Origin of the sequence: Pseudomonas sp. SJZ080, from assembly GCF_007828295.1 — a bacterium.
Taxonomy (GTDB): Bacteria; Pseudomonadota; Gammaproteobacteria; order Pseudomonadales; family Pseudomonadaceae; genus Aquipseudomonas; species Aquipseudomonas migulae_A.
Genome location: NZ_VIUK01000021.1, coordinates 57,103 through 79,732 on the forward strand (window position 1 = coordinate 57,103; position 22,630 = coordinate 79,732).

Here is a 22,630-nt window from a genome sequence, read left to right on the forward strand (position 1 = left end):
ATTGTAGGAGCTGGCTTGCTAGCGATGAACTTGAACTCACCGCATTCAACCAGCAAGGAACGCGTCATCGTTAACGACCATCGCTAGCAAGCCAGCTCCTACAAGTGACCTACGGTCACTTTTCGACGAACGCACGCTCGATCAGGTAATCACCCGGCTCGCGCATCCGCGGCGAAACTTTCAGGCCGAAGCTGTTCAACACTTCGCTGGTCTCGTCGAGCATGCTCGGGCTGCCGCACAGCATGGCGCGGTCGTCCTGCGGGTTGATCGGTGGCAGGCCGATGTCGCTGAACAGCTTGCCGCTGCGCATCAGGTCAGTCAGGCGACCTTCGTTCTCGAACGGCTCACGGGTCACGGTCGGGTAGTAGATCAACTTGTCACGCAGTGCCTCGCCGAAGAACTCGTTCTGCGGCAGGTGCTCGGTGATGAATTCGCGGTAAGCGACTTCGTTGACGTAACGTACGCCGTGGCACAGGATCACTTTTTCGAAACGCTCGTAGGTTTCCGGGTCCTGGATGACGCTCATGAACGGTGCCAGACCGGTACCGGTGCTGAGCAGGTACAAATGTTTGCCAGGCTTCAAGTCGTCCAGTACCAGCGTGCCCGTAGGCTTCTTGCTGATGATGATCTCGTCGCCTTCCTTCAGATGCTGCAACTGGGAAGTCAGCGGACCATCCGGCACCTTGATGCTGAAGAACTCGAGATGCTCTTCCCAGTTAGGGCTGGCAATCGAGTAAGCGCGCATGAGCGGCCGGCCGTTGGGCTGTTGCAGGCCGATCATCACGAACTGACCGTTCTCGAAGCGCAGGCCCGGATCGCGGGTGCACTTGAAGCTGAACAGAGTGTCGTTCCAGTGGTGAACACTGAGGACACGCTCGTGGTTCATGTTGCTCATGTACGTGGGACTCCTGGAGATTTTGCCTGCGCCGATGATGTGCGCAATTGCATCGCATTCTAATGGCAGCGACAATATCTGTTAAATGGATTATTAAGATAAGGGTTATCGGTTATATAGATATGCGATTTACTCTCCGTCAACTTCAAGTATTCGTCGCCGTCGCCCAGCAGGAAAGCGTATCCCGTGCTGCCCTGACGCTCAACCTTTCGCAATCGGCGGCGAGCACCTCGATCACCGAGCTAGAGCGTCAGTGCAGCTGCCAGCTGTTCGACCGCGCCGGCAAACGGCTGAGCCTCAACGCCCTCGGCAAACAGCTGTTGCCCCAAGCGGTGGCGCTGCTCGACCAGGCCAAGGAAATCGAAGACCTGCTCAACGGCAAGTCCGGTTTCGGCTCGCTGGCGGTCGGCGCGACCCTGACCATCGGCAATTACCTGGCAACGCTGCTGATCGGCAGCTTCATGCAGCGCCATCCGGAAAGCCAGGTGAAGCTGCACGTGCAGAACACGGCCAACATTGTGCAGCAAGTCGCTCACTATGAAATTGATCTGGGTCTGATCGAAGGTGACTGCAGCCATCCGGACATTGAAGTGCAGAGCTGGGTCGAGGATGAGCTGGTGGTGTTTTGCGCGCCGCAGCACCCGCTGGCCATTCGCGGCACCGCGACCATGGATGAGCTGAGCCACGAGGCGTGGATCCTGCGGGAACAAGGCTCGGGTACGCGGCTGACCTTTGATCAGGCCATGCGTCACCATCGCAGCGCATTGAACATCCGCCTGGAGCTGGAACACACCGAGGCCATCAAGCGCGCGGTGGAGTCAGGATTGGGAATTGGCTGTATTTCGCGGCTGGCCCTGCGCGATGCGTTCCGGCGCGGCAGCCTGGTGCCGGTAGAGACGCCGGACCTGGACCTGGCGCGACAGTTCTATTTCATCTGGCACAAACAGAAATACCAGACGTCAGCGATGCGCGAATTCCTCGACCTGTGCCGCGCCTTCACCGCCGGGGTTCAGCGCAGCGACGAGATCGTGCTGCCCACCATCGCTTAAAGCAGGATCACCGCCCAGACCAGCGCGATCATGGTCAACGCCACGAGTTGTGCGGCGCTGCCCATGTCCTTGGCGTTCTTGGACAGCGGGTGCAACTCGAGGGAAATGCGGTCGATGGCCGCTTCCACTGCCGAGTTGAGCAATTCGACGATCAATGCCAACAGGCAGACGGCAATCAACAACGCTTGCTCGACGCGGCTGACGTTCAAAAAGAACGAAATCGGAATCAGGATGACATTGAGCAACACCAGTTGCCGAAAAGCCGCTTCGCCGGTGAAGGCTGCGCGTAGGCCGTCCAGCGAATAACCGGAAGCGTTGAGGATGCGTTTCAGGCCGGTCTGGCCTTTAAAAGGGGACATAGAAGTGGCAACTGACCAAAAAGGAGTGGGAAAGCTAGATCAACGAAAGTCAAAAAAGCGTGAAGACGCCAATCCTTAGTGGCTTGAAATTGACTCAAGTTGTTGCAGGAGCAAAGCCGCCTGGGTCCGGGTCCGCACATTCAGCTTACGGAAAATCGCCGTGACGTGTGCCTTGATTGTTGCTTCGGACACGCTCAGTTCGTAGGCAATCTGCTTGTTCAGCAGACCTTCACAGACCATGGTCAACACCCGGAACTGTTGAGGCGTCAGGCTGGCAAGGCCTTCGCTGGCGGCCTTGGCTTCATCGGAAACGCTGACAGCTTCGAACGCCTGGGGCGGCCAGAACACATCGCCATCCAGCACCGCACGTACGGCTTTCTGGATAACGCTCAGGTCACTCGATTTAGGAATGAAACCACTGGCCCCGAACTCACGGGACTTCACCATGATCGAGGCTTCTTCCTGGGCCGACACCATCACCACCGGAATCTGCGGGTACTGACCGCGTAACAGCACCAGCCCGGAAAAACCGTAGGCGCCCGGCATGTTCAGGTCCAGCAGCACCAGATCCCAGTCGGACTTTTCGTCCAGGCGGGTTTCCAGCTCGGCAATGCTCGCCACTTCCACCAGACGGACGTCCGGGCCAAGGCCCAGGGTCAACGCTTGATGCAGGGCGCTACGAAAAAGAGGGTGGTCATCGGCAATCAGGATTTCGTATGTGGCCATTTTTCAAATGATCCTGTTCTTCTAACAACTCAAGGCACAGCCAGGGAGCTGCACCGGCAGGGCACGTTCAACGCCAATCACGTGGCAATCCACGTAGCTTTTCACGTAAAGAAGCGGCGATTCAAACTGCGGCCGCGCCCTAATCGGCGCCAAGCATGCCCAGCGAAGCCGGGGTGGTCAAGGTGCTTGGCCGGTACAGTTCTTTGCAGTATGGGCGACAATCAGGCCGTGACGGTGGCGATGTTCTGCACGAAAGGCATCAGCTCGGCATGTGCCGGTGTTGCAACATTCATTTCCAGTTGGTGTTTGGCATCGAGGTAATGCTGGCTGAATACGTCGAAATAAGCGTCCAGTGCCGACGCGGCTTCCACATCTCCCGCCAGATCGAGGCACAGCGCCGCCACTTCGGCCGTGCACAAATGCTCGCTGCGGGTCGAGCGGCGCAGCCGATAGCGTGAAAGCTTATCGGGCAGCAGGCTCAGGATCGGCAGCGCATCAAAATAAGGACTTTTGCGAAATATCTTCCGGGCTTCGGTCCAGGTCGCGTCCAGCAGAATGAACAGCGGCCGCTTGGTGCCATCGACTTCGACCGTGTTAGTCACTCGCTCAGGCGCGACATACTCGCCGGGAAAGACCAGATACGGTTGCCATTGCGGGTCGGCGAGCAATGCCAGCAACTGCGGATCGGTTTCCGTACGCGACCAGATGAACGCATGGTTGTCGCGCACCACATCAGCGATCAACCACCCCGTGTTGCTCGGCTTGAACACTTCCTTGTTGGTCATGATCAGACACACGCCAGAGCGGGTCTCGACCTGCGGACGCCACGCGCACAGGCAGTGGCTTTCGATCACGCGGCAGGCACGGCAGCGGGTTGCCCTCCAGCCACGGGCCTGAATCGGCTTGATGCCTTCTTCTTCGCGCTGATCGCGCAGACGGGCTACGGCGTTGGGAGCGTGGTTCATCGTGGGCAACACCGGCAGACAGGAAAACTCGACACGAGTAGCACTCAGGGCAATAAAGGCCGGCAGTTTACCAGAGCGGCCGGCGCAAGCCTGTACCGTCCAGACGGGCTCCCCTATAATTCGCCACCACTGAACGCACAGTCATGTGACGGGTCGAACCACCAGTCACTGAACCAGGAGAGTTTCATGTTGCGCCTTATCGTTCCCACCGCTGCCATTCTGCTGGCGTCGTCCTTCAACGCTCAGGCTGCGTCCTTGAGTGAGCAGAATCTCAACAGAGAGCTGCGAAACGTCGCTGCCCAAAGCAGCGTCGGCACGCCACGGGCGATCAACGAAGACATCCTCGATCAGGGCTACACCGTCGAAGGCAATGTATTGATCAATCACCTGAGCGTGCAAAGCAGCCACGCCAACAAGATGCGGGCTGACCCGAAAGCCGTGTATTTCCAGCTTGGCGCCTCTGTGTGCAACAACCCCTCGTACCGCAAACTGATGGCCAAGGGCGCGGTCATGCGTTATGACTTCACGGAGGTGAAGACCAACCGCTCAGTCGGCTCCGCCAGCTATCAGGAATCGGATTGCCCGAAAGCCACACCGGCGAAGAAAAAGTAATTCAACGGGAATGGGAATTGGCGCGCCGCTGTTCATCCTCGGCGCGCAGTTCTGCCAGGAGCGCCTGCAAATAGCGCGAGCGCCGCTCGGCGCCCTCCAGACGCCGGCAGCACTCCTCTTCAAGACTCAAATGATTGGTCTCGGCCGATGACTTCAATAATCGATACAGTTGCGTATCGATCTCCAGAATGACTCTGGCCATAGCATCCCGCCTCCTTGCACCTCGCCCTTGTTTGAGCGACAAAATCCTTGAACCACTTGTGCCGTGCGCCCTGCCATTGACGCAAAGTTGTTGTGTTACACCTGTCATTCAGTAAATCAGAGTGTCGGGCACTCGGCGCGCGTTCAGACGAGCGGTGAAATCACCTTGCAAATCGTCAATAAGCGGTTGCCAGGAAAGACTTTGCAGCGCAATGATCAAGTCAGCGAAAAACACCGTGAGGGTCTAGATTCATAGTGTTCCCGTTCACTTTTCAGGGCAGAAAAGGGGCTGCCTGGTTTGCGTTTTCTGATGCGAATGTTTCCTTCATCCAAAGGAACAACAGAGCCTGTATGGAAGGAGAAGTTGATGCCTTACCAACCGAATGACCTCCTGAGCCGTCATTTCGAAGAAAGCGGCCACGACCTCATCAGCAAGGTCGAAGAACAACTCAACCTGGTTTCACCCAACAGCCCGAACATTCCAATTTACCGCGACATGATCCTGACCGTGCTGCGCATGGCCCAGGAAGACCACAACCGCTGGAACGCCAAGATCACCCTGCAAGCCCTGCGCGAACTCGAACACGCCTTCCGTGTGCTCGAACAGTTCCGGGGACGGCGCAAAGTCACGGTATTCGGGTCGGCCCGCACACCGATAGAACACCCGCTGTACGGCTTGGCCCGAGAACTCGGCGCCGCGCTGGCGCGCTCGGACCTGATGGTGATCACCGGTGCCGGCGGCGGCATCATGGCCGCCGCCCACGAAGGCGCCGGCCTGGAACACAGCCTGGGATTCAACATCACCCTGCCCTTTGAACAACATGCCAATCCCACCGTGAATGGCACCGCCAATCTGCTGCCGTTCCACTTCTTCTTTACCCGCAAGCTGTTCTTCGTCAAAGAAGCCGATGCGCTGGTCTTGTGCCCTGGTGGTTTCGGTACGCTGGACGAGGCGCTGGAAGTGCTGACGCTTATCCAGACCGGTAAAAGCCCGCTGGTGCCAGTGGTGCTGCTGGACGCTCCGGGAGGCAAGTTCTGGCAAGGCGCCCTGGACTTCATCCGCAATCAACTGGAAGAAAATCGCTACATCCTGCCCACCGACATGAAGCTGGTGAGCCTGGTCTATAGCGCCGAAGAGGCGGTGGAGCAGATCAATCAGTTCTACAGCAACTTCCACTCCAGTCGCTGGCTCAAGCATCAGTTCGTGATCCGCATGAATCACCAGCTCAGTGACGATGCGCTGGCACACATGCAGCAAGCGTTTGCCGACCTGTGCCTGAGCGATCACTTCCATCAGCATGTCTACAGCGGTGAGGAGCACGACGAGCCGCAGTTCAGCCATCTTGTACGTCTGGCCTTCACCTTTAACGCCCGTGACCATGGACGCCTGCGGGAACTGGTGGACTACATCAACTTGCCGGAAAACTGGGCGCAGCCCAAACCTCAGGCGCAGCAACGCACGCGGGAACCGTCAAAGGTTACGTGAGGCAAAAAAAACGGCCCGCTATCGAAATAGCGAGCCGTTTCAGTCAATCGTCCATCCCTCGGCCGCTGAACAAGCGGCTGATCATTTCCATGGAATAGCCCCGATAACTCAGGAACCGCCCTTGTTTGGCGCGCTCCCGGGCGTCTATCGGTAAATGCCCGGAAAACTTGCGCCGCCAGGTGTCTTCCAGTTGTTCCTGCCAGTTGATACCGCTTTCGCGTAATGCGAGTTCGATGTCGTTGCGTTGCAGACCACGCTGGCTCAACTCTTCACGAATACGCAAGGGGCCATAGCCGGAACGGGCACGGTAGGAAACGAAGCTTTCGAGGTAACGGGATTCGGACAACAGACCCTCTTCCGTCAAGCGGTCGAGTGCTGTGTCGATCATTTCAGGGAGGGCGCCGCGCTGACGCAGTTTACGCGTCAGCTCGACTCGACCATGCTCGCGTCGTGCGAGCAGGTCCATTGCGGTTCGCCGCACTGCGACGAGTGTATCGAGTACGGCGGTCATCGGATCAATCAGATATCAGCGTCAGCCAGGTCATCTTCAGTCTCTTTGACTGGCGATGCTTTGACGTCCGGCGCTGGAGTCAGCAGCTTGTCGCGCAGTTGCTTCTCAAGTTTCGCGGCGATTTCCGGGTTGTCCGCCAGGAACTTGGCCGAGTTGGCCTTGCCCTGACCGATCTTGGTGCCTTCGTAGGCATACCAGGCACCGGACTTCTCGACGAAACCGTGCAGAACACCCAGGTCGATCATCTCACCATTGAGGTAGATGCCCTTGCCGTAGAGAATCTGGAACTCGGCCTGGCGGAACGGCGAAGCGACCTTGTTCTTCACGACCTTGACGCGGGTTTCGCTACCGACGACTTCATCACCTTCTTTCACAGCGCCGGTACGGCGGATGTCCAGACGAACCGAGGCATAAAACTTCAGCGCGTTACCACCTGTGGTGGTTTCCGGGCTGCCGAACATCACGCCGATTTTCATACGGATCTGGTTGATGAAGATCACCAGGCAGTTGGCGTTCTTGATGTTACCGGTGATTTTACGCAACGCCTGGGACATCAGACGGGCTTGCAGGCCCACGTGCATGTCACCCATTTCGCCTTCGATTTCAGCCTTCGGTACCAGGGCAGCCACGGAGTCGACGATGATCACGTCAACCGCGTTGGAACGCACCAGCATGTCGGTGATTTCCAGGGCCTGCTCGCCGGTGTCCGGCTGGGAAACCAGCAGGTCGTCGACGTTGACGCCGAGTTTGCCGGCGTACTCAGGGTCGAGGGCGTGTTCGGCGTCGACGAATGCGCAGGTCGCGCCGGCTTTTTGAGCCTGGGCGATCACCGACAGTGTCAGCGTGGTTTTACCGGAGGATTCAGGACCGTAGATCTCAACGATACGACCTTTTGGCAGACCGCCAATGCCGAGCGCGATGTCCAGACCCAGAGAGCCAGTAGAGATAGCCGGGATCGCCTGACGGTCCTGATCGCCCATACGCATTACGGCACCCTTGCCGAATTGACGTTCGATCTGACCCAGGGCCGCAGCCAAGGCTTTCTTCTTGTTGTCGTCCATTAAAGTCCTCACGTAATCAATAAGGCCTGACGGCCAACACCTGTATAAGTAGCCAGTATTATTCCACAGCGATTCAGGATCGCCTACCCCTGATTTGAGATTTCTCCAGAGGCATGACGCAGCAGCCCCTCTAGCGCGGCCTTCACCGTTTGTCGGCGGACCTCGTCGCGGTTACCGGGGAAGTGCTGCACCTCGCTGAAGACCCGCTCCCCCACGCCCCATGCCAGCCAGACCGTGCCCACCGGCTTGCTCGGCGAACCGCCGTCCGGCCCTGCGACACCGCTGACCGCCACGGCAAAATGCGCCCGGCTTTTTTCCTGCGCGCCCCGCACCATGGCCTCGACCACCTCGCGACTGACCGCCCCCGCCGTCTTAAACAACTCGGCCGGGACATTCAATTGCTCGGTTTTCTGACGGTTGGAGTACGTGACATAACCAGCCTCGAACCACGCCGAACTCCCCGGAATACGGGTGATCGCCTCGCAAATGCCGCCGCCGGTACAGGACTCGGCCGCCGTGACGTGAGCATTGAGAACCTGCAGGCGCCGGCCAAGTTCAGCGGCCAGTTGGGTGATTTCTTTCACGGTCATCTCCTGAGCGGGCGGAATGGGACTACCGTACACGAGCGGATCGCGCTTGCAAGTTACAGGATCGATCAAAATGTTAGCGGCCGAGCGCCCGGATGTAGGCCTGACAAGCCTGCAAGGCAATCAGCGCACGGTCGCCGGCGTCGGTGATGGCGATAATTCGTTGAGCATGCGTCGGGTCAAGTCGGGCTCGTAGGGTGCCATGATCCACGCCGCTGGCACCGGGGGCGGTTGGCACTGTGCAGCCGATGGAAGTGTCGCTGGCATCGAGGAGGACTGACAGCCGCACATCAGCAGTGGCAAGACGATCGCGCAAGCGACCTTGATCACGTTGGGCATCGCTAAGCGCTCGATAATGGGTTTGTTCGCTGACCGACAGTTGTTGCTCCAGCGTCAGCCGCTTGTCCTGCTCGGCCTGTTGTCGGGCGGCGGCCGCCAGAGTCAGTTGGTTGAGCGTCTCGGCGTGCGCCCTGGCCTGTTCCGCCAGTTGCCGCCCGTAACGCCCCTCCTGAAATCGCCAGGCCAACGCCGCCGAGCCACCGGCCAACACAGCCAGTAACACAACAACGCCAATCACCCGCCAAGACACCGGGATCAAACCGAAGGCTGGCATAACACCGCCCTCGCCCGCGCCCACAGCTGCAGACGGTTCTGCAGTCCATTGAGGCCACCGTTGATCCGGCGGGTGATGCTGTTGAACTGGTCACGATCAGCCAGCTCGTTGAGGCCGTTTTGCGCCCAGAACCAGGCGGCGGATTCGGCGGCCCATTGCGGCTGTTCCAGCAGTTCCGGCGAAACCAGCAATCGCTCATCGCCGAACAAGCCCAGGCTGCATTGTCGATAGTTATGACGGCCAGTGATCTGGATGAGTCCACGACCGCGATACCTTTGTCCGTCACCATCGAGCACGGGGGTATTGCCCAGACGAGCAGCCAAAGTGCCCGTGTCGTACTTGCTCAAATATTCATCACCACCGAGTTCGCGCACATAATGCAACTGACCGGATTCGTGACCAATTTGAGCAAGAAACGCGGCGATACGTTTGGGCCTGTTGATCTCATGGTCATCCATGGCGTTGTTCAGGGCGGAAATGAAAACGCCCGCTTGGCGGCGGGCGTCTGGAAGGATTTGCTGAAGTTGCAGGACAGTAAGCGGCATGAGTGATGTTCCGTTCGCCAATGATCCGCCAGACCGGCGCCAGTGCATTTGATTGCGTTATTGCGTGGCGTCCGGACACTTCGCATCGATCACACAGCGATAGCTTTGATATTTGTCACCGGTGGCAGTGACCTTTTCGATGGACCAGTACCCGCGCATGAAGTCCGGCCACGACGGGTCGAGCAACAGGACCCCCTCGGCGGAAAGCGCTGGATTGCCCGGGCAACTGATTTTCACCTTGAGCTTTTCACGCAGCAATTTGCGTACTTCTCCCTCACCGACGTCTCTGGCCTCCGTTTCATTCTGGCAGAGCCGACCGATGACCTTGAACGGCGCGCTACCGGTTTCAATCACCCGCACCATCCCCGCTGCCGCGTCCCACCAACTCGTCTTGCAGCCCTGGTTTTTCGCCCGGGCGGTGTCATCGAGCGTGGCAGAAATGAAGGCGCGATCGCCGGGGCGATTGTTGGTGGTCACCGACAGTTTCACCTCGGGCAACACCTTGCCCGACAGTGACTTGGTCTGACTTGGGAGCGCCAGCACATACAGCTCATTCATCGGTTTGGCGATGGCCTGGTATATGCCGGCGAGGCGAGTCAAAAACGCCATGTCACTTTCGTTGGACTGATCGATGTGGTCGATTTTTTTCAGTGCCAGTTGGGGTGCCACCCGTGGCGAAAAACCGTGCCGCTTAGCGATCTCGCGAAACAGCGCACCCAGGGTGGTCGGCCCATGACTGGCCGATCGACGCTGCAGGAAGCCGGTCTTATCATCAGCACTGAACGGTGCCGCAGTGGCCACCAGCGTCAAGCGCAGCGGGAACAACGTCGGCGTCAGGCGAGACACCGTGAACTGGCCCTTATCCACCAGACCGGACTCCACGTAACCGACCTGCAGGCCAATCTTGCCGCCGAGGATCGGCAGCCCTTCGAGCCCTTCCAGATCGAGCGTCAAGGTCAATTGATCGGACTCGATACCGGCGGCATCGATGTGCTCCCAACTGATCAGGCGCTTGTTGATCAGGACCTCGTTGTCCCCGTAAATATGTACCGCTGGCGTGAAACCCAGTGTCATGGAACCTCCTTAATCCCACGCGGTAACCGGCGTGGTCACCATGGGTTTTGAATCAATTTCCGGCAGGACTACCCAGATACCCGCAGGCAATACCGGCCCCGGTTCCGCCAGCGAGGGGTTCAGCCGCCACAGTGCCTCTTCGACGGTATCGTCACAGCGCCCCAGTTCTCGGTACAGCAACAGGTTGACCGAGTCACCGGCCATACTTCGAACTCTACGCATGGATGAACTCCGATATGTCGACTGCCCAATTGACGACCATCGCCGTGCCGTCATCGATGACCACGCTCTGGGTCTCCGTGACCGTGTTGATTCGCCAAAGCCCCCAGTTGCGTCCGATGCCATCCACCAACGGCACCGGCTTGCGCTGTTCCTGTAGCGCGCGCAGCTCATTGAGCCGGTCCATGGCCACTGCGTACATCGAAGTCCCTGAAATCTTCATTGTTTGGACTTTCTGCCCGGTCTGACTGGATTTCGGCTTGCCCGTCACGATGTCCAGCTCCACCCAGCCACCGTCCGAGGTGTGCACGATGCCGCTGTACGCGAATTGGCGGGACAAGCCGAAAATGAAACTGCCCAGGATCATTTGCTGGCGCATTACCTGCCTCCATCAGTCAGGGCCGCACCACGTCGGGTGGCGAGGGCGTTGGTGGTCATCAGTGGAACAAACTCGCCGTGGAACTGCGTTTGCAGCTGCTGCGCCACGATCGTCCGGATGTGCTCGGAGCTCTCCCCACCGGTGCAGGTGACCTGAATCGACGGTGAGTAATTGATTTGCTGGTTTTGTGTCGGTGCGCTGGTCAGTTCTTTGTTGACCTGTTCTGGCGAGGCCAGGCGGTCTGCTGTCGGGGCGGCGAGTTTTTCGCCCAGTGTTGCACCCGACTCACTACCCAGCCAGCCTCCAATCAGGCCACCCAGAACGCCACCAATGGCGGTGCCGATCACAGGAACAACACTGCCTAACGTGGCGCCCACCGCAGAACCGGCGGTCGCACCCGCCCATCCGCCACCTGCCGCGCCAAGACCGGCACCGAGCATGCGACGATTGCCGGTCATTACGCCGCCGACGACGTCCATCGCCGCACCGACGGCTTTCAATGGTCCGGGTGCACGGCGGGTCAGCGAACGCATCGAGGCCCCCATCGCCATCAGACGTGAAGCGCCGCGCGAGCCTCGTGGACTGACACCCACGGTCGGGCCCGTCCTGATGTCCGGCTTGTTCGCCTGTTCCTTATCTCTGAAATCTTCGGAAAACACCTGACCGAACTGTTTTGGAAGCCGGGCAGATGCCGCTCCCAAAAACCGCTTGGCCATTTGATTTTTCATCTCTTCGTATACGGGTGTGAACAGGGCTGCCAAATACGGCATAACTGTTGTGAAAGCGTCCTTCAGACCACTGAGCCGCGGGCTGAGGGAGGCTGGTGTGCTTTCTGCCGCCACGGGCGGTGTATTGCCGGTGGCCACGGGTAAATGATTGTCGCGAACGCTGTCGATGTTCGACTGTGGCTCGCCGGATATTTTCCCAGGGCGATTGATGATCTGCGGCTGATCAATTACCTCGAGACTGTCGAGCTTCAAAGGTATCCGCCAGTCGACCTGCTTCTCTGCCTCCATCATGGCCGGCGTTCTGAACGCCGACGCAGAGATTGCGGCAGCCATCAGCGGGACACTGGCGACGCTCTGGTTTGACTCCATCACCGTCTCGCGCCGACGCTCGGGTGATCGATCAGCCTCACCAACGCTCTTCACGCCGACCGACTTGAGCAGCGTCGCCCTCTCAATGGCACCACCCGTTTCGCCCACGTTGTTTTGCCCGCTGGCCAACGCCGTCCTTGGGCTGGAACCTGTTGCCGGCATCAACGAGCGCGGCGAGGAAAACGTCAGGTTCAACGATTCCAGTGCCGTGGTCAGCAGACTGATTTTGAGACTCAGTGTGGCCAGCACCTGGCTGAAACCGGGCGCCAGATCCTCTGCGCCCTCCCCCGTCACCAGCGATGACACGGCACTGCTCAGGCCCACCTCGCGAAACTTCAGCCAGTCATCACTGATGGCTGTGTTCTTGAGCGAATATTTATCGTCCGCCATCCCCCTCTACTCCTGTTTCACGCCAAGGCGAGTGATCGCAATGTCGTAGCGGCGCAAGGCCTTGCCGACGTCCCATTCCAGAATGTCCGCTTCACTTATCGGGTAAATGAGCGGCACCACATCGAGGATTACTTCGATGTCGCGCTCCGAAAGAAGGCCGCCGGTTTGTTTAAAAAATCGTCGATGCGTACCTGAAGCTGTGTCCAGTCAGGCACGGTCAAACTGGCCAGATCGGGCAGCATCAGGCCGGTGCAATGGGCCGTGATGAATTCGGCGCGCTCCTTGGCGGTCTTGAGCTTTTTCATCGCCTTGGTCGCACGCAGCACCGGCATTTCCAGGGTCAGCGTGGTCAGGGTTCGACCCGCCACGGCGAGCGGTTGCAGCAAGCTCACTTCGTCGGGATCGGCCGACGGTTGTTCACCCTCGTCCGCATGCTCAAGGAAATGCGACGTCGGCAAGGTCGACATGTCATGCACGTACTGCGCGATGCTCACGTAGTCCGGGCGTTTGAGTTGATCGAGTTCCTTGACCGACAGTCCGGTGGCCAGCAGCGCCAGTTCGAAGAACTGATCGTCCTCATCATCGCCGGCACGGGCCAGGGCTTCTTTCTGTGCGGCGTAGTACAACGGTTTGAGCTGAATCTGCTCGATCGACGACTGATCGTCGGCGGTGATCGGCGACAACAAGGCGTGAACAGGAGGTGTCCAGGACATGAAATGAATTCCTTGGTGAATCATGAGAAGGCGTTACGCATTGCACCTTGTGGGAGCGGGCTTGCTCGCGAAGGCGGAGTGTCAGTCGACCTTTACTTTGACTATCAATCCGCGTTCGCGAGCAAGCCCGCTCCCACATGAGTTCGGTGCTCGCCGAGCGAATTAAGGGATCAACACCGCGCGACGGGCGTCGCCGAGAATGTCGATGCCGTTGAGCACGAACTTCTGCGTGCGCACGTCGATGTCGATCACCGGGATGCCGTTTTCCAGGCGGTTGTAGGTGCGGCAGGACAGCTCAAGCGTGGTGGTCGGTTTGTCATTCATTTTGAGCGCCGTCTCAGCCAGGGACTTCAGCTTGCCGCCGACGGTGTGGTAGGTGAACCAGGTGTTGCCATCCTGATCCTGACCGGCCTCACGGACGTTCAGCAAAATGTCGTCGCCCAGTTTCACGCCCAGGGCGAGCATGACTTCTGCGCCCACGCCTTGCAGCTTGAGCGTGGCGGTGAGGGCTTTGCCGCTCTTGGCCATTTCCTCGCCGATGAAGCGCCCGCCGACCATGTTCTCCATCTCGAACTCAATCTTCGGCGGGGTGAACTCTTCCACCGTCGCCGACAACGGCAGGCCTTGCAGGGTGGCCGCGATGGCCTGTCTTACGCGGTTGGTAAACATTAGAGAACGTCCTCCAGGAACTGCTCGATGATTTCATCGCGGGCATTGAGTTGATAAACCATGTGTTCGTTCGGCGCGTAGCGGCCGTAGTCGATGACCACGTACCAGGTGCCGTTCTTGTACTTCTCGACGCTGTTCAATTCCGGGTGCAGGTACACGCTGCCGCCGGGAATGGTTTCGTCGGCGACCAGGGTTTGCAGCCAATCGTTGATGCGCTTGACCTCCTGGTCCATGAACGACTTGGTGAGGTTCTTGGCCATGGCTTTCTGGCCGGCCTTGACCAGCTTGCGGCTGATCGCATCTTCGAGGCCGACGTAGCTGATGAACTTGCCGGTGATGGAGCGGTTACCCAGCAGCGAGAAGCCGCCGAGGATGGTGCGGGCGTAGTAGCTGATGCCGTAGCGGTTGAGCAGATCGCCCTCAGTGGAGGTGTCGAGGATGTTGTATTCCACGACCCGCGAAACGTCCTCGGCAAAGGTCACCTGATTGCCCGGGCTTTCCCATTGCCTGACCTTGGCCAGTGCTGCGATGGCCAGGCTCGACGGCGACAGGAACACGTTTTTCTTGGCCGCCTTGGAGTACACCGACGGCATGTTGTGCACCAGCAGGCAGCGGTCGAAACCCAGTTCCGCGCCGCCCAGTTCCTGGCTGTACGTCACCTGATCGGCGACCGCGGCATCCTTGCCGTCGAGCACCACACGGGCCTTGATGCGCTTGCCGAAAGACGCGAACTCACCGGCCACGGCTTTGGTGCTGGTGAAGCCCGGCGCGCCGATGATGGTCAGGTCTTCAGGCACGCTGCCCAATGCCGCGAGGCCGAGCTTGCGGCCGGTCAGCGGATCGACACCGCCGATGACGTTGTTCAGGGTGTCGGCCGGGGTCGCTCCCTCTTCGACGATGACCACGTAGACCGGCACCTTGACCACTTTCAGGATCTGGAAGACCGCGTGGTACAGCGTGCCCGCCTCGGTGCCGGTCGGATCGAGCAGCGCCTGGGTGGTGAAGCTGTTGATGCGGAACGGCGCGTTGCGTGGAATCAACGGATCAGCCTTCGGCGCGGTGCCGATCAGACCGATGACGTTGTCACCCAGGCCACCCATGGCCTCGGGAGATTCGGTGGCATTGACGGTAATGCCGTTGTGCTCGAAGTTCAAAACCTCAGCCATGGTTATTCAGCCTTCTTGGCAGCGGCTTTTTTTGCCGCGGTGGATGTAGAGGCAGTCTCGGCAGCCTCGGTTTTTTTCAGCTCCAGACGACCCGCGTTGCGCAACGCACTGGCCTCCACATCGAGCAGGTGCATTTCCTGGCCGATGCTCGACCAGTGACCACCGCCGGTGGGGAATGGGAGGAGCACGGTGTACGTTTGGCGTTCTGCCATTTCTGTTTCTCCTTGAACGAAAAAGCCCCTTGGGGAAGGGGCTGTCGGGTGTTGTGTGTGTGTTGTATTGCGGGAAAGAAAACGCCCCGGCGGTGCGGGGCGTTTATTGGGTTTGTTCGGCGATCCAGAGTGGGGGTTCCGGGCGGCTTTCCGGTGCAGGAAATCCATCGGCCAGAGGCCAGTCGCGTAGCGATTGCAGATACTCAAGCAATTCCCTGAATTGAACAGCACTTAACCTGGTGCCTAGTCCAAGATCGACTTCGTCCCGATGGCGCTCGCGCATCCATTTAACGCTTTCAATTGCTCCATCGCGCCAGGCTCGACCAGCCGCTGCTAACTCAATCGGCTCCTCGATCGGGGCGGTTGGCGCGACCAATTCCCCGCCAACATTCAGCCAGCCGACCGCCACCGCCGAATCGCACTCGACCCAGATCAGCGACACATGGAACGGCGGCAATTCATCAGCATCCAATCGCTCAGCAACTCGGCCTCCATCAAGGCGTGCAAAGCTCTTCATAGTCATCTCCATTTAATAACTACCATCCCAGCAGCGCCGACCCCGCCGGCATAACTTGGCCCATCGCCGCCACCGCCACCGCCACCTGGAGCGAAGCCCGCGCCACCAGCCGCAGCCCATCCACTAAGGCCACCACCGGCACCGCGAGCGGCCATGCCGCCGCCACCGCCAACCGTGACTTCGGAAGGTTCTCCACAATCGCCTGAAAAATTAAGATCCCCTCCCGCGCCAAGACCACCAAGTGAGCCTGGTCCACCACCGGAAACGACCTGACCAGCGCCCCCGCCTGTCGCGCTGCAATAGGTGTCAAATGAGCTTGTGCCACCAGTGCCACCGGGATACCCCCAAGCCCCAGCCGCTCCACCAGCCCCGACCGTAACTTTGATCACGGTTCCGGCAGCCAACCCTGTAAGACGCTTGTAAGAGTATCCTCCCCCACCACCACCGCCACCTGCGGCAGCTCCGTTTGACCCCCCGGCACCACCACCGCCACCGCCCCAAACTTCAACGTCGAAAACAGAGTCGGGCTTGGTACCTTGAGGAACGGTGAAGTTGGATACACCCGGCGCTGAAAAAGTCTGCCAACCGGGCTCCATCGGCCTTTGGTGCTGCATTTCAAGGACCAGCGCTGCGATGTCGATGTTTCCCTGATTGATCGGTGCGTTCCAGGCCTTGATGCACCACATCACCGCCACGTTTCGCGGGCGGGTTTCGCTCCCGCCGGCGTAGCCGATCAGCGCAGTGCGGTCGTAACCAATCGTCGTGTTTGCATTCAGGTCATAGGCGAAAGAGCCATCATGGATCGGTGTGTTATTGCCTGTGTCGTACTCATACTGAGGGTGGCGGTGCTTCTTGAACTCGTCCACCTGGTAGGAACCCAACACGCGCCCCGGATCCACTCCGCGCCCATGATCCCAGCCGCGCAGAAACTCACCACGCGACTCAGGCAGACGGAAATTACCCGCGCCCTCGCCGCCCGTATTGAAGGTAGTGCCCAGGTACGCGAACAAATCCGGGTAAGTCGCAATGCTCTTCACACTGCCATCAATTTCTAAGAAGCCCGGTGGCACTGCGGTCTTTGGAAAGGCGACCACAGCCCCAACCGGCAACGCCGAAGCCTGTGCAATCAACGCTTCGATTTCAGGCTTCGTATAAGTGTCCTTGATCCCAAAACCAGCCAGCGTTTCCGGATTGGTTCCCGCAATGGCGCGACCGTATTTATCAACCGTCAGACTCTTGTAAGTCCCCGCCTGAATCCCCGTTCTACCGGCAAGCATTTCAAAGCTCAGCGCAGTAGTGCCCAGCGTGATCGGACCATTCGTGACCAGGTGCCAAAGCGAATCACCGTTCGCCGTGCCCTCCTCGACCATCACGGTCAGCCCCGGCGTCACTTTGGCGCTGGTGTTCGAATCGACCGAGCGCACCCAGTCTCCATTGGCGGTAACGTAAATGCCGTTGTCTTTCGCCGTCGCCTGGCCCGCCACCAGCACCCGCTGACCAGACACCACCGCGACGCCATCAATCTGCTGCGCACTGTTTAATACGATGTTCCCAGTGGCAACCACGCGAACCGACGGCTTGCCATCAAGCTTGGCCAACTCATCGGCGAGATACCCCATCACCCATGCCCGGGACGCTTTGACCACAGTGTCGTCAATCAACAACGTCACCAGAGAGGCATTGCTCGTCTCGAAAATCGAGCGAATGTAAAACTCTTTCCCCGAGCCCGACGTTGCCAGCACAGGCTTGAACGACTCCGGGTATTTGACGATGGCGTACAAAATCCCGGTGTCAGTCCAGAGCCCCGCCTCACGCACATACCAACCGCCCTCTTCCGGCGGAATGGTCACTTCGGCCAATAACCAGCTCGGATTTTTCTCATCCTGGAACAGCGCATTCAGTGGCCCGCGCCACACTTCCCGTTTGAGCGCGGTGGCGGTCGCCGCCGGGTTGTAAACCGCGCCGCCGCCGTCACCGACCGAAATCTGCGACAACTTGATCGGCACGCCCGCCGCCTTGCAGGCGGTTTCGTAGGCAATCCCTGCATTCGTGAGCAGGGTGTAATAGTCAGCCATTCAGGCCCCCTGAGGATAAATAGTGGATGTTTCGACGGCGTAGAGCCCGGCAGCCATAAAGGCCTGACCCGAGGCTTCGAGCCCTTCGATGACAATCGGATACACCGTGGTGAGCTCGCCGCACACCGTCGCCGCGCCGATGACATGACTGCCAAATGCGCTCAAACCCACGGACACCGACAGGATGTCGCGTTCGCTTTTGGCGTCCGCCAGGCGCCGGTCGAGACGTGCGTCGATTTCTTCGCTGTAGGGCTGCTCGGTAAACGCCCTAACGGAAAAGCTGTAAGGCTGACCCGGTGGTGTCTGCTCGTACCAGGCCCGGATTTCGGGCATCAACCGCAATCCTTTCGCGGCGTTTTCCAGCGCCTGTCGCGTCCCGGCCTGCCGCGCCGTAGGCCAGGCGAATTCAACCGTCAGGCGCTTTTCCGCCTCGGCCGCCTCGGAGCTCCATTCGCTGACACCGCGATCCGCGGCGAGATACGGCAGAAACGCCCACGGCGTCGCCTTCGGGTTCATCAGCTCGGGAAATGGCGGCGTGATGCGATCAAGCAATGCGCCGAAACCGAGATCCAGCGCTTTTTCCAGCGGCGAGCTGTTGGACGGCAACAGGCTCGAACGAGGTGTCTGGTCACTCATAGCGTGAGCACCTCGACCTCGACACCCGTGCAGTACGGCGCTTCGAAGGCGGTCGTCACAATCGGCGCGACCGGTTCGAGAATCTCGAGTTGAACCGCGCCGGCGCTGTGCAGCGTGTAATCGATCCAGCTCGGGTCGACCCGCCCTTCCAGGCGATGACAACTCTGGGCATACGCTTGCAGTTGCTGTTGCGCGGCCACTTTGGTCAGCCCCGAATCCGGACCGGCGTTGATCCTCGCGACGACGCGGATTTTGTAGTTCTTGATGTGAGCGCCCTGCACCGTGACCCGATCCGTTTCCGGTCGGACGTCAGGCCGGGCGAAGTGCTGGCGCACACCGTCGAGCAGCTCTTCGGACGCGGTGCCATCGCCTTCCCTTGCAAGCACCGTGACCATCACCTCACCGGGCGCCGTGCGACGCCCGTTGCCGTCCTTGACCTGTGCGGCATGGCCGTCCGGATCGAAGGTGTACGTGACCGTCACCTCCCCCGGCGCCGCCGTTTCCACCTTCACCACAGGACGCTCGCCCAGGGTGAACACCTCGCGGCGATACTGCATGCGCGAACCGGCGGCCGGTGCATGCGGCGCCAGGTAGTAACGCAACCGGGCGTCATCGTCGCTCTCGTACACGGGGGCAATCGGCGGGAATGCCGCCGGATCGCCCGGGTCGAGCAGTTGACGCTCAAGCCCCATGTCGGCGAGGCGGGCATCCAGATTGCTGCCGGTCGCCCACCAGGCCAGCATCTGCATGATGCGGGCGTTGTATTTTCGTTCGTGGATTTGCAGGCGCACACAAAACGCCTCAAGGGCCAGGGTCAGCAACTCGCTTTCGTTTTCAAGACTGGCCTTGAGCTTCACCGCCGTCTCGGGAGACCGGGCGCCGACGTACTCGACGACAAATGTCTTGAACTCGGCGAGCAAATCCTCGAACGCTTCGACGGTGACGATCGACGGTTCGGCCAACTGGTTCTGGCCAGGGATCAACATGCTCATGTCACCACCTCGAAGGTCTGGCTGCGGTTTTTCCAGGTGCCGGCGAATCGCAACACCAGCCCGGCGCCTCGCCGGCCGGCGACAATGGCCTGCGGCTGGAAATCACTGATGCCGTTCTGCTCGTTGTAAAACGCCTGCGCCGCATGGCTCTGGGCAAGGATCAGCAGGTCGTCGCCGAGGTTGCGACCCAGCAGGTCCGGGATCATCGAGCCATACAAAGGACGCTTCTGACGTGTGCCCAACGGCGTGGTCAGCGCCCGGGTCGCGCGCTGCACAAACTGCGGCCAGTCGTCGACCGCCGCCCCGGTGTTTCTATCGATTCCGATCATGGGAAACTCTTTATGCGGTACTGATGACGCGTCCCTGGTGGTCCACCACCGGGCCGCTCAGGTGCACACCGGAAGCGTCGAGTCGCAAGCCGACCGCGCCCAGTTGCAGTTCGATGGCCTCAGGCGTGATCGCAAGGCTCGCCGGGCCGAGATTCAACTCGAGCGCTTCGCGAGAGCCAGTGAACGCAGCCGGGCCGTTCTTCCAGTGCAAGGCGTGACGGGCGTCGTCGTAACCGCTTTCAGTACCGTCCAGATAGAGGCGACGCGTCAGCGAGGCCTGTGTCGAGGCGGGGGGAAACTGATTGCCGTTAAGCCCGAACAACGCCACGGATTGAGCGCTGCCCTCGCCGCCGCCATGGTTGAGCAACAGGCATTGCTCGCCGACCGAGGGGATCCGCGACTCGCGTTGCGCCCCGGCGCTGGGGTTGAAAAAGCGGATCGCCGGGGACAGCAATTCACCGTGTCTGACCCGGCACGTGTTAGTGGCCGCATCGACTTCCTGGCACACGCCGATACGACACAGGCTGTCGGTTCGCCGGTGCAAGTCTTCAAGTTCAGCCTCCATCTCGGCCAGGCGCTCAATGATCGGGCCGAGTTGCTGACGTAAAAGCGCATCGAACATGGCTCAGCCCTCGAGTGCGGTGTATTGGTCCGGGTCGTCGATGTTCGAGACCTCCCAGGTTTTGGCGAATTTCGGGATGCCCAGCGGGTCCTCCAGCAGCAATGCGCCGAGGTAAATCGTCTGGGTAAAGGAGAGGGTCCAGGCGAGGTACTCCTGCGAACCGCTGATGAGCGTCGACGGCAAGGCATCAATGTTCATGGGCAGGTCGCACTGGCTACCCGACAAACCCCATCGCTTATCCGTCACCCATCCCTTGAGTACGGCGGCCAGATCGCAAGCGGCCACCCCGGGGTCGTCCAGCGTCGGCGACACAATGACTTGCAGCGAGAGCGTCAAAACATGGGCGATCCGCCCGTCATGGGCGCGCTCGCCGGGTGCATTGCGTTCGATGGCGATCAGGACCCACGCCTGATCGAACGTGCCGTCGAAGTCCTGACGACCTCCGACCTTCAAACCCAGGCCAGCCGAACGCAGCGCTTCGGCAATGGCAAACAACAGCCGCGACGGCTTATCGATGTCGGGGGACATAAGGGGCTTCCAGTTGAAATATTGAAGCGTTCCGCTGCGCGAGGGATGCAGCGTGTCGGCGTTGCCAGAACGGCAAAGGGGTTGGTGTTATTGATCCGGACGAGAATCACGCGGCGGCACTTCGCACACGCCGATCCGCTTGGCCGCCCAGCGTTCGTAAAGGCCGATGGCGACATCGGCGCCGGCCATCGCCGTGAGGCAACCGAACGCGCCGGCCGCCCAGATCGACATGCCGGCGGCGTACAGCAGCATGATGGCCGAGACCCCACAGATCATGCAGGCCCCGGAACGCAAGGCCAGACGCCGCAGCAATGACCAGCCACGGGCGCCCTCCTTATCGGCGCGCCACATTTCGCCAGACACCCCGCCCATCAAGGCGAGCACGATGACCAGCCAGATCGGCATGTCCAGCAACGCTTGTTGCTCGTTTGTCATGTCACGCCTCCTGGGGGGTGAATGGCCCAAAAATGAAAAAGTCCTGCGCAATAAAAAGACGCCCTGCCACCTGGCAGGGAGTCCTTGGCTCTACCCTTAAAACTCCCAACCGATATGACCGTAAGTTGGATACGGTGCAGTACCGTTATGCTCGGGACTTGTGGTGTCCGGATAATAGATTTTTCGGGCGCGAATGGTTGGCGTATAGCCGAAACGCGCCCAGACAGGCACATCCTGGACGACCGCCAGGCTGCCATTGGGTTGAAGGCGCAAAGAAGCTCCCGGACGGCCACCGGTTCCCGAGTTCCACAGCGGAACGTCATTCGCTGCATAAACAACGAAGTTGCCGTCCGCCTGGAACACTGCCTTCACCGCGCCTTTGTTCTGCGTGTAACTGGCCCAGCGAACACTCCAGTTCGGGCCGTAGTTCACAACGTTGCCATCGCCCTGGAAGATGATGGCGCCGTCACCGGCAAAGTAAGGCTGTCCTCTGACCAACTCCGATGGCCCAGGGAATATCACTGCGGCACTGCCCGTCACGACAGGAATCGACGGAGTGCCATTCCAGAGCGTCTGCGAGTCGATGATCACGATGTTGCCATCGTCCTGCACCTGAAGATAAGTGCGATTGGCGGCTGCCTCTACACTGTCCATTGCCGTTGTATTGACCGTGGTCCAGCAACGGTTACGGGTGTGGTCTACAAGAACACCGCTGTAATACACGTAGAAACAGTTGGGCACCGCTGCTACAGGATTCAGTGTGTTCGTGTAAGCGTTACCGTCAGCTACCCAGGCCAGTGCGCCATTATCGTAGAGCGCCAGGTTCATGTCCGGTTGCAGCAGCAGTTTGAACCGCTTGCTCGGCGATTCGAGATACTGCCCCGGGCTCATCGAGTTGCGCGGCGGCAACACCGGGCTGCCATTGTTTGTGAACTGGATACGGGGTGGTCCTAGTGGTCCTGCCATT

General features: G+C 59.8%; 30 protein-coding genes. 3 read left to right on the forward strand and 27 right to left on the reverse strand.

Annotated elements, in window-relative coordinates:
* Positions 1-115 precede the first annotated feature (115 nt).
* On the reverse strand, positions 116-895 hold the full coding sequence (gene fpr / locus FBY04_RS23820) for a ferredoxin-NADP reductase (protein ID WP_003443014.1): 780 nt from the start codon (positions 893-895) through the stop codon (positions 116-118).
* A gap of 122 nt (positions 896-1,017) precedes the next feature.
* Here fpr and FBY04_RS23825 point away from each other — a divergent pair, with 122 nt between their 5' ends.
* The gene (locus FBY04_RS23825; protein WP_084322323.1) at positions 1,018-1,944 is read left to right on the forward strand and encodes a LysR family transcriptional regulator; all 927 of its coding nucleotides are present in this window, start codon (positions 1,018-1,020) and stop codon (positions 1,942-1,944) included.
* On the opposite strand, the gene FBY04_RS23830 is transcribed toward FBY04_RS23825, so the two are convergent.
* The 3 genes from FBY04_RS23830 to FBY04_RS23840 all read right to left on the reverse strand — a co-directional run bounded on the left by FBY04_RS23830 (position 1,941) and on the right by FBY04_RS23840 (position 3,994).
* Positions 1,941-2,303, reverse strand: coding sequence for a diacylglycerol kinase (locus FBY04_RS23830; protein ID WP_008030027.1), 363 nt, complete (start codon positions 2,301-2,303; stop codon positions 1,941-1,943). The two genes, FBY04_RS23825 and FBY04_RS23830, sit on opposite strands and share 4 nt — an antisense overlap.
* 75 nt (positions 2,304-2,378) lie before the next feature.
* The gene (erdR, locus tag FBY04_RS23835) at positions 2,379-3,029 is read right to left on the reverse strand and encodes a response regulator transcription factor ErdR (RefSeq protein ID WP_017336764.1); all 651 of its coding nucleotides are present in this window, start codon (positions 3,027-3,029) and stop codon (positions 2,379-2,381) included.
* Positions 3,030-3,250: 221 nt separating this feature from the next.
* Entirely contained in the window at positions 3,251-3,994 is a 744-nt protein-coding gene (locus tag FBY04_RS23840) for a tRNA-uridine aminocarboxypropyltransferase (RefSeq protein WP_084322322.1), read from the reverse strand.
* A gap of 186 nt (positions 3,995-4,180) precedes the next feature.
* Here FBY04_RS23840 and FBY04_RS23845 point away from each other — a divergent pair, with 186 nt between their 5' ends.
* Positions 4,181-4,606, forward strand: a complete 426-nt coding sequence (locus FBY04_RS23845) for a PA3611 family quorum-sensing-regulated virulence factor (protein WP_084322321.1) — start codon at positions 4,181-4,183, stop codon at positions 4,604-4,606.
* Between the two features lies 1 nt (position 4,607).
* On the opposite strand, the gene FBY04_RS23850 is transcribed toward FBY04_RS23845, so the two are convergent.
* A complete protein-coding gene (locus FBY04_RS23850) occupies positions 4,608-4,808 on the reverse strand; it encodes a hypothetical protein (RefSeq protein ID WP_145317301.1) in 201 nt (66 codons plus the stop codon).
* A 366-nt stretch (positions 4,809-5,174) separates the two neighbouring features.
* Between FBY04_RS23850 and FBY04_RS23855 the strand changes: the two genes are divergently transcribed.
* A complete protein-coding gene (locus FBY04_RS23855) occupies positions 5,175-6,293 on the forward strand; it encodes a TIGR00730 family Rossman fold protein (RefSeq protein ID WP_145317304.1) in 1,119 nt (372 codons plus the stop codon).
* Between the two features lie 43 nt (positions 6,294-6,336).
* Here FBY04_RS23855 and recX read toward each other — a convergent pair whose 3' ends face one another.
* The 22 genes from recX to FBY04_RS23975 form a co-directional block, all read right to left on the reverse strand.
* Entirely contained in the window at positions 6,337-6,804 is a 468-nt protein-coding gene (gene recX, locus FBY04_RS23860; RefSeq protein ID WP_084322318.1) for a recombination regulator RecX, read from the reverse strand.
* 8 nt (positions 6,805-6,812) lie between these two features.
* Positions 6,813-7,865, reverse strand: a complete 1,053-nt coding sequence (gene recA, locus FBY04_RS23865) for a recombinase RecA (protein ID WP_017336758.1) — start codon at positions 7,863-7,865, stop codon at positions 6,813-6,815.
* An 83-nt stretch (positions 7,866-7,948) separates the two neighbouring features.
* A complete protein-coding gene (locus FBY04_RS23870) occupies positions 7,949-8,449 on the reverse strand; it encodes a CinA family protein (RefSeq protein ID WP_084322327.1) in 501 nt (166 codons plus the stop codon).
* Positions 8,450-8,528: 79 nt separating this feature from the next.
* A complete protein-coding gene (locus FBY04_RS23875) occupies positions 8,529-9,065 on the reverse strand; it encodes a lysis system i-spanin subunit Rz (protein WP_145317307.1) in 537 nt (178 codons plus the stop codon).
* A complete protein-coding gene (locus FBY04_RS23880) occupies positions 9,047-9,610 on the reverse strand; it encodes a glycoside hydrolase family 19 protein (RefSeq protein WP_145317310.1) in 564 nt (187 codons plus the stop codon). The genes FBY04_RS23875 and FBY04_RS23880 overlap by 19 nt, the downstream gene beginning before the upstream one ends.
* Positions 9,611-9,667: 57 nt before the next feature.
* A complete protein-coding gene (locus FBY04_RS23885; RefSeq protein WP_145317313.1) occupies positions 9,668-10,684 on the reverse strand; it encodes a phage late control D family protein in 1,017 nt (338 codons plus the stop codon).
* Positions 10,685-10,693: 9 nt separating this feature from the next.
* Positions 10,694-10,906, reverse strand: a complete 213-nt coding sequence (locus FBY04_RS23890; RefSeq protein WP_145317316.1) for a tail protein X — start codon at positions 10,904-10,906, stop codon at positions 10,694-10,696.
* Complete coding sequence (locus FBY04_RS23895; protein ID WP_145317320.1) at positions 10,899-11,282, reverse strand: phage tail protein; 384 nt, start codon at positions 11,280-11,282, stop codon at positions 10,899-10,901. Before FBY04_RS23895 ends, FBY04_RS23890 begins: the two co-directional genes overlap by 8 nt.
* Positions 11,282-12,769, reverse strand: coding sequence for a hypothetical protein (locus FBY04_RS23900; RefSeq protein ID WP_145317323.1), 1,488 nt, complete (start codon positions 12,767-12,769; stop codon positions 11,282-11,284). The genes FBY04_RS23895 and FBY04_RS23900 overlap by 1 nt, the downstream gene beginning before the upstream one ends.
* A gap of 128 nt (positions 12,770-12,897) precedes the next feature.
* A complete protein-coding gene (locus FBY04_RS23905; RefSeq protein ID WP_145317326.1) occupies positions 12,898-13,482 on the reverse strand; it encodes a phage tail assembly protein in 585 nt (194 codons plus the stop codon).
* A 162-nt stretch (positions 13,483-13,644) separates the two neighbouring features.
* Positions 13,645-14,151, reverse strand: coding sequence for a phage major tail tube protein (locus FBY04_RS23915; protein WP_084322310.1), 507 nt, complete (start codon positions 14,149-14,151; stop codon positions 13,645-13,647).
* Positions 14,151-15,317, reverse strand: a complete 1,167-nt coding sequence (locus FBY04_RS23920; protein WP_145317329.1) for a phage tail protein — start codon at positions 15,315-15,317, stop codon at positions 14,151-14,153. The genes FBY04_RS23915 and FBY04_RS23920 overlap by 1 nt, the downstream gene beginning before the upstream one ends.
* Positions 15,318-15,319: 2 nt before the next feature.
* A complete protein-coding gene (locus tag FBY04_RS23925; protein WP_145317333.1) occupies positions 15,320-15,529 on the reverse strand; it encodes a hypothetical protein in 210 nt (69 codons plus the stop codon).
* A 103-nt stretch (positions 15,530-15,632) separates the two neighbouring features.
* Entirely contained in the window at positions 15,633-16,046 is a 414-nt protein-coding gene (locus FBY04_RS23930; protein ID WP_256667142.1) for a phage tail assembly chaperone, read from the reverse strand.
* A 2-nt stretch (positions 16,047-16,048) separates the two neighbouring features.
* Positions 16,049-18,121 (reverse strand): phage tail protein, encoded by a 2,073-nt coding sequence (locus FBY04_RS23940; protein ID WP_256667143.1) that lies wholly within the window; start codon positions 18,119-18,121, stop codon positions 16,049-16,051.
* Complete coding sequence (locus FBY04_RS23945; protein WP_145317340.1) at positions 18,122-18,757, reverse strand: phage tail protein I; 636 nt, start codon at positions 18,755-18,757, stop codon at positions 18,122-18,124.
* Positions 18,754-19,749, reverse strand: coding sequence for a baseplate J/gp47 family protein (locus tag FBY04_RS23950; RefSeq protein WP_145317343.1), 996 nt, complete (start codon positions 19,747-19,749; stop codon positions 18,754-18,756). The genes FBY04_RS23945 and FBY04_RS23950 overlap by 4 nt, the downstream gene beginning before the upstream one ends.
* Positions 19,746-20,078, reverse strand: coding sequence for a phage baseplate protein (locus tag FBY04_RS23955; RefSeq protein ID WP_084322303.1), 333 nt, complete (start codon positions 20,076-20,078; stop codon positions 19,746-19,748). Before FBY04_RS23955 ends, FBY04_RS23950 begins: the two co-directional genes overlap by 4 nt.
* Positions 20,079-20,088: 10 nt before the next feature.
* Positions 20,089-20,700 carry a phage baseplate assembly protein V gene (locus FBY04_RS23960; protein ID WP_084322302.1) on the reverse strand — a complete coding sequence of 204 codons (612 nt, stop codon included), beginning with the start codon at positions 20,698-20,700 and terminating at the stop codon, positions 20,089-20,091.
* Between the two features lie 3 nt (positions 20,701-20,703).
* Entirely contained in the window at positions 20,704-21,228 is a 525-nt protein-coding gene (locus FBY04_RS23965; RefSeq protein ID WP_145317346.1) for a hypothetical protein, read from the reverse strand.
* A gap of 87 nt (positions 21,229-21,315) precedes the next feature.
* A complete protein-coding gene (locus tag FBY04_RS23970) occupies positions 21,316-21,663 on the reverse strand; it encodes a phage holin family protein (RefSeq protein ID WP_084322300.1) in 348 nt (115 codons plus the stop codon).
* A gap of 96 nt (positions 21,664-21,759) precedes the next feature.
* Entirely contained in the window at positions 21,760-22,629 is an 870-nt protein-coding gene (locus FBY04_RS23975) for a putidacin L1 family lectin-like bacteriocin (RefSeq protein ID WP_084322299.1), read from the reverse strand.
* Position 22,630: the final 1 nt, after the last annotated feature.